Here is a 16011-nt window from a genome sequence, read left to right as displayed (position 1 = left end):
GTGGGAACGTGCGGGGACCACCCCGTAAGGCTAAATACTACTTAGTGACCGATAGCGCATAGTACTGTGAAGGAAAGGTGAAAAGGACCCCGGGAGGGGAGTGAAAGAGAACCTGAAACCATACGTTTACAAGCTGTGGAACCACGATAGATGTGGAACCGCGTACTTTTTGTAGAACGGTCCGGCGAGTTGCGCTGGCTGGCAAGGTTAAGGACTAAAGGTCCGGAGCCGAAGGGAAACCGAGTCTTAATAGGGCCGGAGTCAGTCGGAGCAGACCCGAAACCGGGTGATCTATCCATGTCCAGGCTGAAGTTGCCGTAAAAGGCAATGGAGGGCCGAACCCACATCCGTTGAAAAGGGTGGGGATGAGGTGTGGATAGGGGAGAAATTCCAATCGAACCCGGAGATAGCTGGTTCTCCTCGAAATAGCTTTAGGGCTAGCCTCATACAAGTCTTGCGGAGGTAGAGCACTGAATTCCTAAGGGGGCGTCAAAGCTTACCAAGGGATATCAAACTCCGAATGCCGCGTAGATGGTGTATGGGAGTCAGACTGTACGAGATAAGTTGGACAGTCGAGAGGGAAAGAGCCCAGACCTGCGGCTAAGGCCCCAAAATGTGTGTTAAGTGGAAAAGGATGTGGGATTTCAAAGACAACTAGGATGTTGGCTCAGAAGCAGCCATACATTAAAAGAGTGCGTAATAGCTCACTAGTCGAGAGGTCCTGCGCCGAAAATGTCCGGGGCTGAAACACACTGCCGAAGCCTAGGAACCATCGAATGATGGCTGGTAGAGGAGCATTGGGTACGGGAAGAAGCAGTACCGAAAGGAGCTGTGGACTGTACCGAAGAGAGAATGCCGGAATGAGTAGCGAGAGGAAGGTGGGAATCCTTCCGGCCGAATATCTAAGGTTTCCAGGGTAAAGCTGATCTGCCCTGGGTAAGTCGGGGCCTAAGGCGAGGTCGGGAGACGTAGCCGATGGACAACAGGTTGAAATTCCTGTACTGCCATATGACAGAACTGTGGGGACGCAGAGAGGAGAGCACGAGCCGGGATTGGAAAGACCGGTGTAAGCGAAGTACCAGTACATCAGGCAAATCCGGTGTATAATGGGAGAGCGTGATACGGACCGAATTAAAGTAGGGAAGCGTGTGGCCGAGCTGCCGAGAAAAGCCGCTATTGTTCATATGGTACCCGTACCGTAAACCGACACAGGTGGATGAGGAGAGGATCCTAAGGCCGACGGGAGAAGCATTGTTAAGGAACTCGGCAAAATGACTCCGTAACTTCGGGAGAAGGAGTGCCATAGAGATGTGGCCGCAGAGAATTGGCCCAAGCAACTGTTTAGCAAAAACACAGGTCTATGCGAAACCGAAAGGTGAGGTATATGGGCTGACGCCTGCCCGGTGCTGGAAGGTTAAGGGGAGAGGTTAGCGCAAGCGAAGCTTTGAACTTAAGCCCCAGTAAACGGCGGCCGTAACTATAACGGTCCTAAGGTAGCGAAATTCCTTGTCGGGTAAGTTCCGACCCGCACGAAAGGCGTAATGATTTGGGCACTGTCTCAACAATGCACCCGGTGAAATTGAAATACCAGTGAAGATGCTGGTTACCCGCGCCAGGACGGAAAGACCCCATGGAGCTTTACTCCAGCTTGACACTGGGACTCGGTATTGCATGTACAGGATAGGTGGGAGGCAAAGAAGTGGCGACGCCAGTTGCCATGGAGCCGACGTTGGGATACCACCCTTGTAGTGCTGGGTTTCTAACCAGCGGCCGTGATCCGGCCGTGGGACAATGTCAGGTGGGGAGTTTGACTGGGGCGGTCGCCTCCGAAAGGGTATCGGAGGCGCTCAAAGGTTCCCTCAGAATGGTCGGAAACCATTCGAAGAGCGCAAAGGCATAAGGGAGCTTGACTGCGACACCGACGGGTGGAGCAGGTACGAAAGTAGGACTTAGTGATCCGGTGGTATAAAGTGGGATTGCCATCGCTCAACGGATAAAAGCTACCCTGGGGATAACAGGCTTATCACTCCCAAGAGTTCACATCGACGGAGTGGTTTGGCACCTCGATGTCGGCTCATCGCATCCTGGGGCTGGAGTAGGTCCCAAGGGTTGGGCTGTTCGCCCATTAAAGCGGTACGCGAGCTGGGTTCAGAACGTCGTGAGACAGTTCGGTCCCTATCCGGCGCGGGCGTAGGATATTTGAGAGGAGCTGTCCTTAGTACGAGAGGACCGGGATGGACCGGCCGCTGGTGAATCTGTTGTTCCACCAGGAGCATGGCAGAGTAGCCAAGCCGGGCGGGGATAAACGCTGAAGGCATCTAAGCGTGAAGCCCCCCTCAAGATGAGATATCCCATGAAGTTAATTCAGTAAGACCCCTTGAAGACGACGAGGTAGATAGGGCGGAGGTGGAAGTGCAGTAATGTATGTAGCTGACCGTCACTAATAGGTCGAGGGCATAACCAAGAGGTGGTTGATGCTTGTAAGAGCAGTAAGGATAGGATAAATGATCATTTCTTTCTTCGTGTGTAGTTTTGAAGGTGTGCTAATTAAATAGTGTATTCCTCGATAGCTCAATGGTAGAGCACTCGGCTGTTAACCGAGGGGTTGTTGGTTCGAGCCCAACTCGGGGAGTTTGAGAAAAGTCCGTATACGTCAGCGTTTGCGGGCTTTTGTTATACTCAAGATAGAAGAGTAGGATTCGAGAAAGCAATGTACTGTTAACCGAAAAAGATAATACTCAATGGCTCAATGAAAGAGTTACATTTATTGAAACATATCATTAGGCGTTTAGTAGTGGCTTTTTGCGCAAAATGGAAAAATTGTAGTTTAGGATTATGCTTGCTTAGGAATGACAACAAAGAAAATTAAAAGAAGGAAAAAATATCTACGGGATGTAGAGAAGCCAAAATAAAGGTTCGGCTTTTCATGTAATGAAACCTTGTATTGAGTTTATGCAGGGTTTCTTTTTTGTATTAATCAATTGAAGATAGTCGGAGAATAGATTATAATATGAATAATCAAATAAGTGAAAGCGGGAAAAATGCTAGAGTATCAAGGCATTGATATAGAAGGAAAACAGGTGTTACAAGATTAATATCTGCCAGATTTGCAACAAATTTTGAAAGGGGGCTGTATTATGGTAAATACTAATGGAATGACGAAAGAAATGATGGAATCTCTTGCTTTTTCGGAGGATGAAAAGGCTGCTCTTGCGGAGGCAAGAAAGAGACCAGTTGTTTTTGATGAAGATTGTCCAGAGACAACCCCAGAGAGGGCTCTAAAATTCAGACGTGTTAATCTGCCGAGAAGCCGCGTAGAAAAAGGGGCATAAAAATTCATATTTCTTCGGTGTGCGAACGCATCCGTTGGTAGAGCACTCGGCTGTTAACCGAGGGGGTGTTGGTTCGAGCCCAACTCGGGGAGCTTAAGAAAAGTCCGTATACGTCAAGGTTTGCGGTGATAAGAAAGTAATATCAGATTAGGCGGTATAGCCCCGATTACGAGGGCTGTACCGTCTTTCCGAGTTTTTATGCGCCTTGCTGTTTCGGTTGACTGGCAGAAAGGAAATTGAGTTCACCTACAAAGTTGAAAACAATATCCACTTTCTGTACCCGTTTTCCGTCTACCTTTTCCGGCGCATGGACTATGATTTTCTTGATAAATTCATTGACAATTGCGGGAGTGAGTTCCTTTATCCCCACATACTTGCGGATAATTGCGGCGAAGCTGTCAAAGTCGCTCTTGTTCTGTTCGTAGGTATCGACTTCCTGCTGGTCTGCCTTGACCTTTTCTTCCAGTTCTCGCTGTTCCGCTTCATACTCTGCGGACAGCTTCAAAAACCTGTCGTGGCTGATTGCGCCGCTTATGTCATCCTCATAAATCCGCTTGAAGGTACGGTCAAGTTCTACAATCCGTTTTTTTGCCTGTCCGACTTCCCGTTTCCTGCGCTTCATTTCCTTTTCCGTTTCGGCAGAGCGTTGTGCGTACATCATTTCATGGAAAGCCATGATGTCATCAAAGAAAAGGGCGGTCACGTCAAATATCCTGCTCCATACTATCTGCTTCAACACTTCCTCGCGGATAAAGTGAGCCGTACAGCTTCCAGTATTGCTCTTGTACTTTGCACAGCGGTAATGGTCTTGTGAACCGTTAAAACTTCTGCAAGTGGCAAAATGTAATTTACTCCCACAGTCTGCACAGTATACCAAGCCGGAGAATAAACCTTGCCGCTCTGCCTTTGTGGGGCGGCGTTTGTTCGCCCTTAGTTCCTGCACCCGTTCAAAAACAGCGTCCTCCACAATCGCTTCATGGGTATTGAAAAAGATAGCCTGCTGTTCCTTTGTGGTTGGAATCCGCTTTTTCAATTTGTGGGATTTGGAATAGCTTTTGAAATTTACGGTATGTCCGCAATAGTCCATACGTTCCAAAATGCCGACAATCGTGCTGTCTTTCCAGTTGTAAGGATTTTCGGGAAGTGCTTTCCCCTTTTTCTCGGCATAGTAGGCTTTGGCAGTCGGTACTTTATCTTCCTTGAGGATTTTTGCTATCTGCATGGGACCTTTCCCACCGATACATAAATCAAAAATCCGTTTCACCACAGCGGCGGCTTCCTCGTCTACAATCCATTGCCTTTTGTCCGTAGGGCTTACAATGTAGCCGTAGGGCGGCTTTGTCAGATGTTCCCCCGCCTGCCCCTGCGCCCGTTTGATTGCCCGTACCTTTTTGCTTGTGTCTTTGGCGTAAAAATCGTTGAACACAGGTTATTGGGGAAAGGGAAAGCAAACAGGCAAAATCCAGTATTCATGCGGGTTTGCGGCGAGATGGCTCTCAAAAGCTAACCTCACAAAAGACAGATTATTGCACAATCACATATCGTTTCTAAGGGAGAATGTTGATTCCGGTCACATTCTCCCTTTTTTCATACCAAGAAACGAGGTGATTATCTTGAACACGCAAATCATCGCCATCGCCAACCAAAAGGGAGGTGTGGGCAAAACCACAACCTGTGCCAACTTAGGGATTGGACTGGCGCAGGCCGGAAAGAAAGTGCTTCTCATTGACGGGGACCCGCAAGGGAGCCTGACCATCAGCCTGGGCAATCCCCAGCCGGATAAGCTGCCCTTTACCCTCTCTGACGCAATGGGCCGTATCCTGACCGATCAGCCGGTTCGCCCCGGCGAGGGGATTCTGCGCCACCCGGAGGGCGTGGACCTGATGCCAGCGGATATTCAGCTGTCCGGCATGGAGGTGTCGCTGGTAAACGCTATGAGCCGGGAAACGATTCTGCGGCAATATCTGGACAGTGTAAAGGGGCAGTATTCCCATATCCTCATAGACTGCCAGCCCTCCCTGGGTATGCTCACCGTCAACGCCCTGGCCGCCGCCAACCGGATCATAATCCCCGTCCAGGCGGAGTACCTGCCCGCCAAAGGGCTGGAACAGCTGCTCTCTACGGTAGCCAAAGTCAAGCGGCAGATCAACCCGAAACTGCAAATAGACGGTATTCTGCTGACAATGGTGGACAACCGCACTAACTTCGCCAAAGAGATTGCCGCCCTGCTGCGGGAAACCTACGGCAGTAAAATCAAGGTGTTCGGAACCGAGATTCCCCATTCTGTCCGGGCAAAGGAAATCAGCGCAGAGGGCAAGAGCATTTTCGCCCATGACCCAGGCGGCAAAGTAGCGGAGGGTTACGCAAATCTGACTAAGGAGGTGTTGAAACTTGAAAAGCAGCGCGAAAAAAGTAGAGCTGGCATCGGTCGATGATCTGTTTACCACCGAGGAAAGCCGCGCCGACGCGGGGCGGGAAAAGGTGGTAGAAATCTCTTTGAGCGAGCTGCACCCGTTCAAGGGACACCCCTTCAAGGTCAAAGATGATGATGCCATGATGGAAACAGCGGACAGCATCCGGCAGTACGGCGTTCTTGTTCCTGCTATCGCCCGTCCTGACCCCAGCGGCGGCTATGAGCTGGTAGCCGGACACAGGCGGCATCGGGCCAGTGAACTGGCAGAGAAAGAAACCATGCCGGTGATTGTCCGGGATTTGGACGATGACGCCGCCACGATTATCATGGTTGACAGCAATTTACAACGGGAAAGCCTGCTCCCCAGCGAAAGGGCCTTTGCCTACAAGATGAAATTAGAAGCTATGAAACGGCAAGCAGGTCGGCCCTCCAAAGAAAATTGTTCCCAAGTTGGGAACGATTTTGGGAAGAAGTCCAGCGAGGTTCTGGCGGAACAGGTCGGTCAGAGTAAAAACCAGATTTTCCGCTACATCCGCCTGACCGAGTTAATCCCCGAACTGCTGAACATGGTGGACGAAAAGAAAATTGCCCTGAACCCGGCCTATGAGCTTTCCTTTCTCAAAAAAGAAGAACAGACCCAGCTTTTGGACGCGATGGACAGCGAACAGGCCACCCCCTCCCTTTCCCAAGCCCAGCGGCTCAAAAAATTCAGTCAGGAGGGTCGTTTATCCATAGACGTAATGCGGGCGATTATGGGCGAGGAAAAGAAAAGCGATCTGGACAAGGTGACGTTTACCTCCGACACCCTGCGGAAGTATTTTCCCAAAAGCTACACCCCTGCCCGGATGCAGGAAACCATCATCAAACTGCTGGAACAGTGGCAGAAAAAGCGTCAGAGAGATCAGGAACGCTGAAAGGAGCGCCTATGAGAGATCACGTTGCCAGGGAGTTAAAGGGCCACAACATACTGGCTGTGGAACGGTTTCAGGATAAGACCCGCTGGATGGTGGAGTTTTCCGTCCTGCGGCCCCGCACCGCCTACGGCGCACCCGGCGATGAAACGCGCCTGTTTCTGGACGAGGACGGCTACCAGGCCGTTCTCGCCAGCCAGAAACGCCGGGACATCAAAATCAAACGGTATGCCCGCGTCATTGAGGGGCATATCCTGGACTTCAAGCCCAAAAAGAAACGCCACCCGTAAACCCGACAAATTGAGAGGAAGGAATGAATATGTGTACCGTTAAGGAAATCAGAGAAGCCATCCGGGAGGACTGCCGCTCCCAGCGAAACATGGAAACCATTGAGATTGACCGGATTTTTCAAACCCTGACGTTTCCGCAGTTAGAGAGCCTGTTTGACAAACCGCCCATGCCGCCGTTTTTTCACCGGTACAGGCAGAAGTCAGCCAGCAAATGAACGCCGCAATTCTTTTTACGGGATTGTGGCTTTTTTCATGCCCTGGGAAACGAAAGGAGTGCAGAAAATGGCCGTTTTTCGCGTAGAACGCACACAGGGATACACCGTTATGAGCAACTATCATCTGCGGGACAAGAGCCTGAGCCTGAAAGCAAAGGGCCTACTGTCCCAAATGCTCTCACTGCCGGAGGATTGGGACTACACCCTTTCCGGCCTGGCTGTTATCAACCGGGAAAGCAAGGACGCGATCCGCTCCGCAGTTAATGAGCTGGAAAAGGCGGGGTACATCAAGCGCCGCCAGACCACCGACGCGGGCGGCAAGTTCAGCGCCAACGAGTATGTGATTTATGAGCGTCCGGTAACAGAGGAACCGCCCGCCCAACCGTTGTTGGAAAAACCGTTGTCGGGTTTTCCGACAACGGATAATCCGGCAACGGGAAAACCGTCAACGGAAAATCCAACGCAAATAAATATAGAGAAATCAAATACCCAAAAATCAATTACTGACGGATCAATTACCGATTCCATTCCCTTCCGGGGAACGGCGGCAAAGCCACCGGAACCGAAGCGAAGGGAAACGATGTCGCTCACAGAGATGGAAAGTTATCGGGAGCTGATTTTGGAGAATATCGAGTATGACTGCCTCAAACAGCGGTTTGGGACCTACCGGGAGGATTTGGACGAGATTGTGGAGCTGCTGGTGGAAACGGTCTGCGCGAAGCGTAAGACCACCCGGATTGCCGGGGCGGACTTCCCCCATGAGGTAGTGCGCTCCCGCTTCCTGAAGCTGGACAGCTCCCACATCGAGTTTGTCATGGACTGCCTGCAAAAGAACACCACCGAGGTACGGAACATGAAGCAGTACCTTTTGACGGTGCTGTTCAACGCGCCCACCACCATGAGCAACCATTACACCTCACAGGTCAACCACGATATGTACGGCGGCTTCTGAAAGCTGGCCGTTTTTGTCTGCCCGGAACTGCCGGGAGAAAGGAATCTGTTATGAAACGACCGCTTGCGTATATCACCGCTCCCTGGAGCAAGAACCCCCATGAAAACGCGGCAAGCGCCGCCAGCTACTGCCGCCAGGTGTATGACGCCGGATATTCCCCGGTCTGCCCTGTTTTGTTCCTGCCGCTGTTTTTGAAAGATGAAATCCCCCAGGAACACAAAGACGGAATCGACATCGCCAGAGATTACCTGCGCCGCTCCCATGTGCTGGTGGTCTGTGGACACTCGACCGATGAAACGGTCAAAAACGATATTGCCACCGCGGAACGCCTGCGGATCACCGCCACCACACTGGACGGGATTCTGACGGTGAAAGGCCAGGGCCGGGAGAAAGGGGGCGCACACCATGCCTGAGCAAAAGACCATCGGCCAGCTGATGGAGGAAATGCGGCTTAAAGCCGGGGCGCGGGAGTATTCCGGCCATAGTTACATGGACTTAAACCGGTTCGCGGAGGACACCCGGCACATGATTATTTTTGATACCCTGACCGCTGATTCCCCTGTTGGCTGGAAAGGGGAACGCAGCCGCGCCTTTCTCACCGAGGAGGGATATAAAAAGTCCCTGGAACGCCAGGAGCAGGGGCATATCAGGATTGTGAGCCATGCGAAGGTCAGAAACGGCCATCTGCACTATGACCGGCAAGACCAGCTCCGATAGAGAAACCATGCAGAAAATCCATAGAGAGGAGGCGAAACACCCATGCAGGACGAAGTGGAAAGCAAAACCCTGACGCTCATTGTCAGCGGCACAAAGTTCACCGGCAGGCTGTTCAAAGCGGCAATTATGAAGTATCTGGCGCACCTGAAAGAGCAAAAGATGCAGAAACAGCGGGAAAAGGGCGCGGAGGTCAAGCCCCAGGGAAAGCAGACGGTGAAGCAGCTCATCGGGCAGAACCAGGGCGTGTCCAATCTTGAGATCACAGACCCTTCCATCAAGGCGTTTGAACGGGTTGCCCGGAAGTACGGCGTGGATTACGCGGTAAAGAAGGACCGCAGCTGCTCCCCGCCCAAATATCTGGTCTTTTTCAAGGCCCGCGACGCGGACGCGCTGACCTCCGCGTTTACCGAGTACACCCAGAAGAAGGTCCGCAAGGCGTCCCGCCCGTCTGTGCTGGCGAAGCTGAACCAGTTCAAGGAGCTGGTGAAAAACGCGGTGGTGGACCGCACCAGGCGAAAGGAGCTGGAACGATGAAAAAGCCCCTGAACATCAAAAAGCTCGTTTTGCTGAACCTGCCCTATATCCTGATGGGGCTGTTCGCCACCAACTTCGGGGAGGCGTGGCGGATGGCCCAGGGCGCGGACGCTTCGGAAAAGGTATTGTCTTTGATCTCCGTCCTTCCGGCGGCTCTTGGAAGTTTCTGGCCCAGCTTTCACCCGCTGGACCTGCTGGTCGGGCTGTGCTGCGGCGCGGCGCTCCGGCTGGCTGTCTACATGAAGGGCAAAAACGCCAAGAAATACCGCCCGAATATTGAGTACGGTTCCGCGAGATGGGGAAATTCCCAGGACATCGCCCCTTATGTCGATCCGGTATTCCAGAACAATGTAATCCTTACCCAGACGGAACGCCTTACCATGAGCAGCCGCCCCAAGGACCCCAAGACCGCCCGTAACAAAAATGTGCTGGTAATCGGCGGTTCCGGCTCCGGCAAGACCCGCTTCTGGCTCAAGCCCAACCTGATGCAGCTCCATAGCTCGTATGTGGTTACTGATCCGAAAGGCACAATCCTGGTCGAATGTGGAAAGCTGCTCCAACGGGGCGCGCCGAAGCTGGATAAGGACGGAAAGCCCATGAAAGACAAGAACGGCAATACCATCTATGAGCCGTACCGGATCAAGGTGCTGAATACCATCAACTTCAAAAAATCCATGAAATATAATCCTTTCGCCTATATCCACAGCGAAAAGGACATTTTGAAGCTGGTGACAACCCTGATTGCCAATACCAAGGGCGAAGGGAAAGCCGGTGACGATTTCTGGGTCAAAGCGGAAACGCTGCTGTACTGCGCCCTGATTGGATATATCCACTACGAGGCCCCGGTGGAAGAACAGAACTTCTCCACCCTGATTGAGTTTATTAACGCGATGGAGGTCCGGGAGGACGATGAGGAGTACAAAAACCCCGTTGATCTGATGTTTGACGCGCTGGAATCCGAGAAGCCCAACCATTTCGCGGTGCGGCAGTACAAAAAATATAAGCTGGCGGCGGGCAAAACCGCGAAGTCGATTCTGATTTCCTGCGGCGCGCGGCTGGCGGTATTCGATATTGCCGAGCTGCGGGAGGTCACAGCCTATGACGAGCTGGAACTGGACACCCTGGGGGACAAAAAAACCGCCTTATTTCTCATTATGAGCGATACTGATTATTCTAATGCTTGGGAGCCACCAATTTAAAGCTTGAGAGCCACCCAAAATCCGTCCTGATTTTAGTGCTTGGGGGCCATCTATAAGATACAAGATATAGTTGTACTGAAAATATCATGAATTGTCCAGAGTAATTTTGGAATGTTCCTGAATAAAATTAAGAAATAACAAAGCAGACCTTTGGCCAGTTATGTTGATACGAAATTCCTCGAAATCTTATTTTTCCAGCATATTCTCTTTTTGAACGAAAGAAGACAGAACCTTTGATGACCGGCTCTGCCCTCTCTTTGTCTGCTAATCGAAATCACCGAGACAATCTTTTGCATAAAACTTGAACAAAGCTTAAAATAACAGCTTCAAATTAATGGCAAATAAATTTCACCTCATTTTTTCTTTCTTACTTCATTAAAAATCTGAAGCTCGGAAAGTGCCTCCATGATGGCAAGTTCTGATATCCCTTCAACAGTGGTTCCTGTTCCAGGATTAAATAATTCTTGCTGTGCATCAGCTCTGAAATCATAAGATTTTAGCTCGGCTGTATACCATGCCAGGATTTCATCCCTTAAATTGTCTGCCAGATCAAGCAATACTCGTAGATTTCGTATTTTTTGTCGAATATCATTAGGAATGGTCGGTTCGTCTAACTTTATTTTCATTAAAAACCTCCTGATAAAAGGAATAAATGTTGTGGCATCTAAAGAGTCATCAGTGTTTCCTGCTAACGGTTGATTTATCGTCTGCCACATACAAAAATAAATCTGCGTTTTTATGAGTTTAAGGACTCCATAAGTTTTCTGGCTTTTTGAGAATCGTACAGCTTTCTGAGGTTATTTTCGGTAGTCGGTATGGAATAAGAGTTATGTATGATCCGGTCCATAATAGAATCGGCCTGGGTTCCACCGCCTAACCGTTCATGCCAGTCACAGACCTCGTATTGCCCGACAAAGATCGTCGGATTATTTCCACAACGCTGTTCTACCAACTCATATATGAATTTTGACTCTTTCTCATTGATCTTATAGTTCAGCCATTCATCTATGATCAGCACTTTATAGTTTCCCAGTTTCTTCCGGTATCGTACCTGCTCTCTGAGGTTATCTTTGTGGGCCTGAAAATGTCCCAGCATATCCGGCATTCTGATATAACACGTCCGGAGAGTCTGTTTACATGCTTCTACACCCAGGACACATGCAAGATAGGTTTTCCCGGCACCCGTCGGGCCTGTAATGATCAGGTTTGTTGCAGCACCTACGAATCCCATGGTTGCAAGATTTGCGATTTTCTCCCTACTGATCTCTCGTGCATCACAGTCTAAAGTTTCAAGGCTTGCATTGGGATACTTTAAATCTGCATTCTTTGTCAGCCTGGTGATCAGTCTGTTCTGCCGTTCTGTTATTAGAGCTGAGAGCAGATGTTCCAGTCTCTCATTGTAAGTCAGGTCAACAAAAGATACTTCTTTTTCCTGAGCCTCGATCACAGCCACTAAATCACTGAGTTCTAATACTGATAATTGTTTCTTGATCTCTGTATTCATAAATTTTTACCATCCTCTCTATAATAATCCGCACCTCTTACGATTCCCTGCTTATGATCTTTTACGTTCTTTTTTGTAAGATCATTTTTTCTGTTTTTTGCAGCTCTTTTCATATAAGGCATAAGCGTGTTGTAAGTAATCAGATGAAAGTCCTTAAGTGCAAGGCTGCAAGCTGTTTCAAGGATATCTTTACCATATACACCAGCGATATCCAATACGGTTCTTGCATCTACAAGAGCCTGTTCTTTTACTTTTGCATTGTCATACAACCTGCCTATTACGGTTCTTGTACTGTTGCCAATAGCTTCTGCTTTATTCAGCGTTGATTCCATTGTATCCGGAGTGTATATTGGATATGGAAGATGGGACATCTCTGTTCTTTTCGCATTCCGAATGCCTGTGGGAATACGTTTATGCTCAGCTACTAATTGATGTGAGGCGTAGATACAAACAAGAGAACTGTTATACTGCACATCAACGTATTTATTTATGTAACTGCTTGGAACAGAGTATTGTCCCTTGTGAAACCATATATGGGAATTCGGGCCTACTTTGTGATTATATGACCATTCACAGATCTCAAAGGGAAGCATTGGCAGGGTTCTGAGATATGGTTTTTCCTCCAGCTCATAAATTGTTTTTCTACTGCCGTTTCTCTTTTGGAAGGGTTTGTCATTTAGCCTGTCAAGCACTTTTCTGATTGCCGAATTAAGCCCTTCTATAGAATGAAAAGTTTCATTTCTGAGCATGCCGATGATCTTTCTTGCAATTTTTCCCACCGCGCCTTCGACACTTGCTTTCTGTTTGGGTTTCTTTACCTGTGCCGGCATAATTGCAACCTGGTAGTGTTCTGCAAAAGATAAATAGGAATCATTCAGCACGACCTCTCCATGTTTCGGGTGTTTGATCACGCCTGTTTTTAGGTTGTCACAGACAATCCTTACAGGTGTCCCGCCAAAGAATTCCAGCATGTGGACATTGCACGACAGCCAGTCTGATTGGTTCATAGAAGCGGCAGCCTCTACATAGGTATACTGGCTGTACGGAAAAGCCGCAACAAACAGATATGCCGTTTGCTGTTCCTGTTTGTCAGGATCCATGTAGCTCATCGTAGGACCTGACCAGTCAACCTCTAGAGTTACTCCCGGTTTGTGTTCGATATGACTGGTATAATTTTTATCAGCTATAAAGCGTTTATAGCCATTTGCGAATGTAGCATAACAGCAATGGGAAATCCCTTGTGCATTACACTTTTCACAGTATTCCTCCCATAGCAGCATTTCTGTAACCCCGACCTTTTTCAATTCACTGTGGACATACGAATAGTCCACTGGAGCAAATCTGTTTCTAGGCCTGAAGGTATGGGGATAAAAAAGGTGATAGATCTCGTCATCGTTCATCAGACATATTTCATCCCAGTCTTTGTCACATTTGTCATAAGATTCTTTCACAAATGCAACAGAATTACGAGAGACCTTCAAAGTTTTAGAGATCTCTCTGGCACTTAGATCCTTGTGAAGAAGTTCAAGGATCTGTCTTACTTTTGTTTTCTTAAACATAGAAAACCTCCTTTAAAATGTATTTGAAAAGTACGGGTACTTTTCATAAACACATCTTAAAAGAGGGGTCTTATCTTAAGCAATATATTTGGATGACCACAATATATAGTGGTGGCTCCCAAGCTTTAAAATACACTGGATTCAGGTGGCTCTCAAGCTTTAAATAGATGGCTCCCAAGCATTAGAATAATCATTTATCTCTAAACCTCATTGACAAGAAGAAATATTCTCTATATAATTAAACCATAAGTTTAATTATTGCAAGGAGGAACACATGGGACGAAGAAAGAAAGAGCCTAGAAGTGTACACAGGGAAAACATAGTGTCTGCGGCATCTGCTTTATTTATGGAAAGGGGAATTACCGCGACTTCTATGGACGATATAGCGAAAGCCGCCGGATACAGCAAGGCAACACTATATGTATATTTTGAAAATAAAGAGGAGATAGTCGGTATTTTGGTATTGAACAGTATGAAAAAACTTTATGACTATATCTCTTCTGCTCTGATACAGCATGAAACCACAAAAGCAAGATATGACTTTATCTGCCGCGGGCTGGTACAGTATCAGGAGGAATTTCCTTTTTATTTCAAAATGGTATTGGATAAAATCAACATTGATTTTGAGAGCAAAGAGTATCTGTCGGAAGAAAGGGAAACTTATCAAATTGGAGAAGAAATAAATGAAAAGATAAAAAACTTTTTGTTATCCGGCATGGAAAAGGGAGATTTACGAAATGATTTGGATATTATGCCTGCTATATTTAATTTTTGGGGTATGCTTTCCGGAATCATTCAGCTTGCCGCAAACAAAGAAGAATATATTAAAAAATCAATGGGATTATCTAAAATAAAGTTTTTGGAATATGGTTTTTCCCTTGTTTATCATTCGCTTGCGATTAAGGAGAAAAGTTTATGAGTGAAAAAAATGTGCTTGCCATTTTAGGCAGTCCTCATACAAATGGGACAACAGCAGCCATGCTGAATTTCGCAGTTCATAAAGCTGAACAGGCAGGTTATGCTGTAACAAAAATCACTCTGTATGAAAAGAAACTTACTTTCTGCACCGGTTGCCGGACTTGCATGGATACACATATTTGTATTCAGAAAGATGATATACAGGAAATCGCCCCGCTATTACATAAGAGTCAGCTTGTTATCCTTGCCGCCCCTGTCTATTGGGCAAATGTTCCGGCGTCTGTCAAAAACTTATTTGACCGACTACTGGGAACGGCTATGGAAGAAACAAACACATTTCCAACACCACGCTTACGGGGGAAACAATATATGATTTTGACTTCCTGCAATACTCCCGCGCCTTTTTCGTGGATATTCGGACAAAGCAGAGGGGCAATCCGCAGTATGGACGAATTTTTCAAGACCGCAGGCATGAAGTCGGCGGGAAAAGTGGTATGTGCAAATGCAAAGAATAAGAAAGAACTGCCTAAGCGAACAATGAAAAAGATTGAGAGGTGTCTGAAATGAAATTATCCCGAAAAAGAATCCTGTCCTTTACAGCAATTTTTCTTTTCCTTATTGTTTTGATTTTTACGGCGGTTTATCTGAAAAGCGTGGCAGAGTATAAAAGGTCAGTAAAAGAAACAACGTTCAGCAATTTAGATATTTCCAATGTTCCCGATGGGGGTTATGTCGGAGAATATGACGTGGATTTTGTTTATGCCAAAGTGGAAGTAACGGTTCAAAACGGAGTGATTACAAACATTGATATTCTGGAGCATAAAAACGGGCGTGGAAGCCGCGCAGAAGTTGTTGTTGACAGAATCATTGAAGAACAGAAAATAGATGTTGACGCAGTATCGGGGGCAACAAATTCAAGCATCGTCATCAAGAAAGCTGTTGAAAATGCCTTAACAGGAGAAAAATAGAAAATGAGCAGGAAAACAGAGTGGATTTATTGCCCTGTCTGCGGGAGCAAAACAAGGTTACAAATTCGGCTAGATACAGAATTGAAAAATTTTCCTCTTTACTGTCCGAAATGTAAACAGGAAAATTGGATTGACGTAAAAGAATTGCATATAACCGTTATCGAGAAAAAATTTTAATAAAGTGAAGAGCCAGACGCATAAAAGACGCAGAGCCGACAGACTTGTGAGAAATCACAGTTTGTCGGCTCTCTTTATGTTCAAGAAAGCAATTTTTACAAAGTCAGCAGATTGTGTATTACAGCTAACAAAGGGTATCGTGATGGAATGTAAAGTATGTCAGCAACAAAATCGTATAGCCGTTGACCTGTCAAAAAAAGCCGAGCCATTAATAAGGACTATTGTGCCTATGGATATGAATACACACATCATGTAGTATGTCTTAATAACTCACATTACCCAAACACCTATACCGCTTCATGTTGTATGGGCGTTTGTTGTA

General features: G+C 47.6%; 17 protein-coding genes, 2 tRNA genes, 1 rRNA gene and 1 pseudogene (1 of these 21 running past the window's edge). 17 read left to right on the top strand and 4 right to left on the bottom strand.

The genetic code is table 11. From position 1 onward, the window contains the following. The 4 genes from EBB54_RS16290 to EBB54_RS16270 form a co-directional block, all read left to right on the top strand. Positions 1-2464: ribosomal RNA gene (locus EBB54_RS16290) — 23S ribosomal RNA — on the top strand (it extends 430 nt beyond the left edge of the window). A 96-nt stretch (positions 2465-2560) separates the two neighbouring features. Next, a tRNA-Asn gene (locus EBB54_RS16285) sits at positions 2561-2632 on the top strand. A 505-nt stretch (positions 2633-3137) separates the two neighbouring features. Continuing rightward, positions 3138-3332, top strand: a complete 195-nt coding sequence (locus tag EBB54_RS16275) for a hypothetical protein (RefSeq protein ID WP_125128218.1) — start codon at positions 3138-3140, stop codon at positions 3330-3332. Between the two features lie 11 nt (positions 3333-3343). Next, positions 3344-3424: transfer RNA gene (locus tag EBB54_RS16270), tRNA-Asn, on the top strand. 104 nt (positions 3425-3528) lie between these two features. Here the strand turns inward: EBB54_RS16270 and EBB54_RS16265 are convergent. Then, positions 3529-4758 carry a DUF4368 domain-containing protein gene (locus tag EBB54_RS16265; protein ID WP_125128217.1) on the bottom strand — a complete coding sequence of 410 codons (1230 nt, stop codon included), beginning with the start codon at positions 4756-4758 and terminating at the stop codon, positions 3529-3531. 187 nt (positions 4759-4945) lie between these two features. Here EBB54_RS16265 and EBB54_RS16260 point away from each other — a divergent pair, with 187 nt between their 5' ends. The 9 genes and pseudogenes from EBB54_RS16260 to EBB54_RS16220 form a co-directional block, all read left to right on the top strand. After that, positions 4946-5767, top strand: coding sequence for a ParA family protein (locus tag EBB54_RS16260; RefSeq protein WP_125128216.1), 822 nt, complete (start codon positions 4946-4948; stop codon positions 5765-5767). Next, a complete protein-coding gene (locus tag EBB54_RS16255) occupies positions 5724-6659 on the top strand; it encodes a ParB/RepB/Spo0J family partition protein (protein ID WP_125128215.1) in 936 nt (311 codons plus the stop codon). The genes EBB54_RS16260 and EBB54_RS16255 overlap by 44 nt, the downstream gene beginning before the upstream one ends. An 11-nt stretch (positions 6660-6670) precedes the next feature. Next, on the top strand, positions 6671-6946 hold the full coding sequence (locus EBB54_RS16250; RefSeq protein ID WP_004054662.1) for a DUF5720 family protein: 276 nt from the start codon (positions 6671-6673) through the stop codon (positions 6944-6946). 23 nt (positions 6947-6969) lie between these two features. Further along, positions 6970-7161, top strand: coding sequence for a hypothetical protein (locus EBB54_RS16245; RefSeq protein WP_004054660.1), 192 nt, complete (start codon positions 6970-6972; stop codon positions 7159-7161). Between the two features lie 67 nt (positions 7162-7228). Beyond that, entirely contained in the window at positions 7229-8113 is an 885-nt protein-coding gene (locus EBB54_RS16240) for a DUF6017 domain-containing protein (RefSeq protein ID WP_125128214.1), read from the top strand. A 50-nt stretch (positions 8114-8163) separates the two neighbouring features. Then, positions 8164-8526 carry a DUF7768 domain-containing protein gene (locus EBB54_RS16235; RefSeq protein ID WP_016223819.1) on the top strand — a complete coding sequence of 121 codons (363 nt, stop codon included), beginning with the start codon at positions 8164-8166 and terminating at the stop codon, positions 8524-8526. Further along, a complete protein-coding gene (locus tag EBB54_RS16230) occupies positions 8519-8830 on the top strand; it encodes a DUF5720 family protein (protein WP_120476417.1) in 312 nt (103 codons plus the stop codon). Before EBB54_RS16235 ends, EBB54_RS16230 begins: the two co-directional genes overlap by 8 nt. Positions 8831-8872: 42 nt before the next feature. Beyond that, a complete protein-coding gene (locus tag EBB54_RS16225) occupies positions 8873-9364 on the top strand; it encodes a PcfB family protein (RefSeq protein WP_125128213.1) in 492 nt (163 codons plus the stop codon). After that, positions 9361-10539, top strand: a pseudogene (locus tag EBB54_RS16220) (type IV secretory system conjugative DNA transfer family protein); the annotation flags it as partial. The gene EBB54_RS16225 and the pseudogene EBB54_RS16220, both read left to right, overlap by 4 nt. A gap of 377 nt (positions 10540-10916) precedes the next feature. On the opposite strand, the gene EBB54_RS16215 reads toward EBB54_RS16220, so the two are convergent. From EBB54_RS16215 to istA, 3 genes are read right to left on the bottom strand one after another with little or no spacing between them, the layout of a single operon-like run. Beyond that, on the bottom strand, positions 10917-11279 hold the full coding sequence (locus tag EBB54_RS16215; protein ID WP_243127695.1) for a hypothetical protein: 363 nt from the start codon (positions 11277-11279) through the stop codon (positions 10917-10919). A gap of 20 nt (positions 11280-11299) precedes the next feature. Then, positions 11300-12067, bottom strand: a complete 768-nt coding sequence (locus EBB54_RS16210) for an ATP-binding protein (RefSeq protein ID WP_125128211.1) — start codon at positions 12065-12067, stop codon at positions 11300-11302. Then, positions 12064-13626 carry an IS21 family transposase gene (gene istA, locus EBB54_RS16205; protein ID WP_125128210.1) on the bottom strand — a complete coding sequence of 521 codons (1563 nt, stop codon included), beginning with the start codon at positions 13624-13626 and terminating at the stop codon, positions 12064-12066. The genes EBB54_RS16210 and istA overlap by 4 nt, the downstream gene beginning before the upstream one ends. 274 nt (positions 13627-13900) lie before the next feature. On the opposite strand from istA, the gene EBB54_RS16200 reads away from it, so the two are divergent. Genes EBB54_RS16200 through EBB54_RS16185 form a run of 4 tightly spaced genes read left to right on the top strand, consistent with a single transcriptional unit; the run spans position 13901 to position 15689 of the window. Continuing rightward, positions 13901-14545 (top strand): TetR/AcrR family transcriptional regulator, encoded by a 645-nt coding sequence (locus EBB54_RS16200; RefSeq protein ID WP_125128209.1) that lies wholly within the window; start codon positions 13901-13903, stop codon positions 14543-14545. Continuing rightward, positions 14542-15111 (top strand): flavodoxin family protein, encoded by a 570-nt coding sequence (locus tag EBB54_RS16195; protein ID WP_125128208.1) that lies wholly within the window; start codon positions 14542-14544, stop codon positions 15109-15111. The genes EBB54_RS16200 and EBB54_RS16195 overlap by 4 nt, the downstream gene beginning before the upstream one ends. Further along, the gene (locus EBB54_RS16190; RefSeq protein ID WP_125128207.1) at positions 15108-15512 is read left to right on the top strand and encodes an FMN-binding protein; all 405 of its coding nucleotides are present in this window, start codon (positions 15108-15110) and stop codon (positions 15510-15512) included. Before EBB54_RS16195 ends, EBB54_RS16190 begins: the two co-directional genes overlap by 4 nt. 3 nt (positions 15513-15515) lie before the next feature. Continuing rightward, a complete protein-coding gene (locus tag EBB54_RS16185) occupies positions 15516-15689 on the top strand; it encodes a cysteine-rich KTR domain-containing protein (protein ID WP_125128206.1) in 174 nt (57 codons plus the stop codon). The last annotated feature ends 322 nt before the right edge of the window (positions 15690-16011 follow it).

It is taken from the genome of Schaedlerella arabinosiphila, assembly GCF_003885045.1.
GTDB classification, from domain to species: Bacteria; Bacillota; Clostridia; order Lachnospirales; family Lachnospiraceae; genus Schaedlerella; species Schaedlerella arabinosiphila.
Note: the sequence above shows the minus strand (reverse complement) of the source record. Positions and strands in the feature narration are given on the sequence as shown.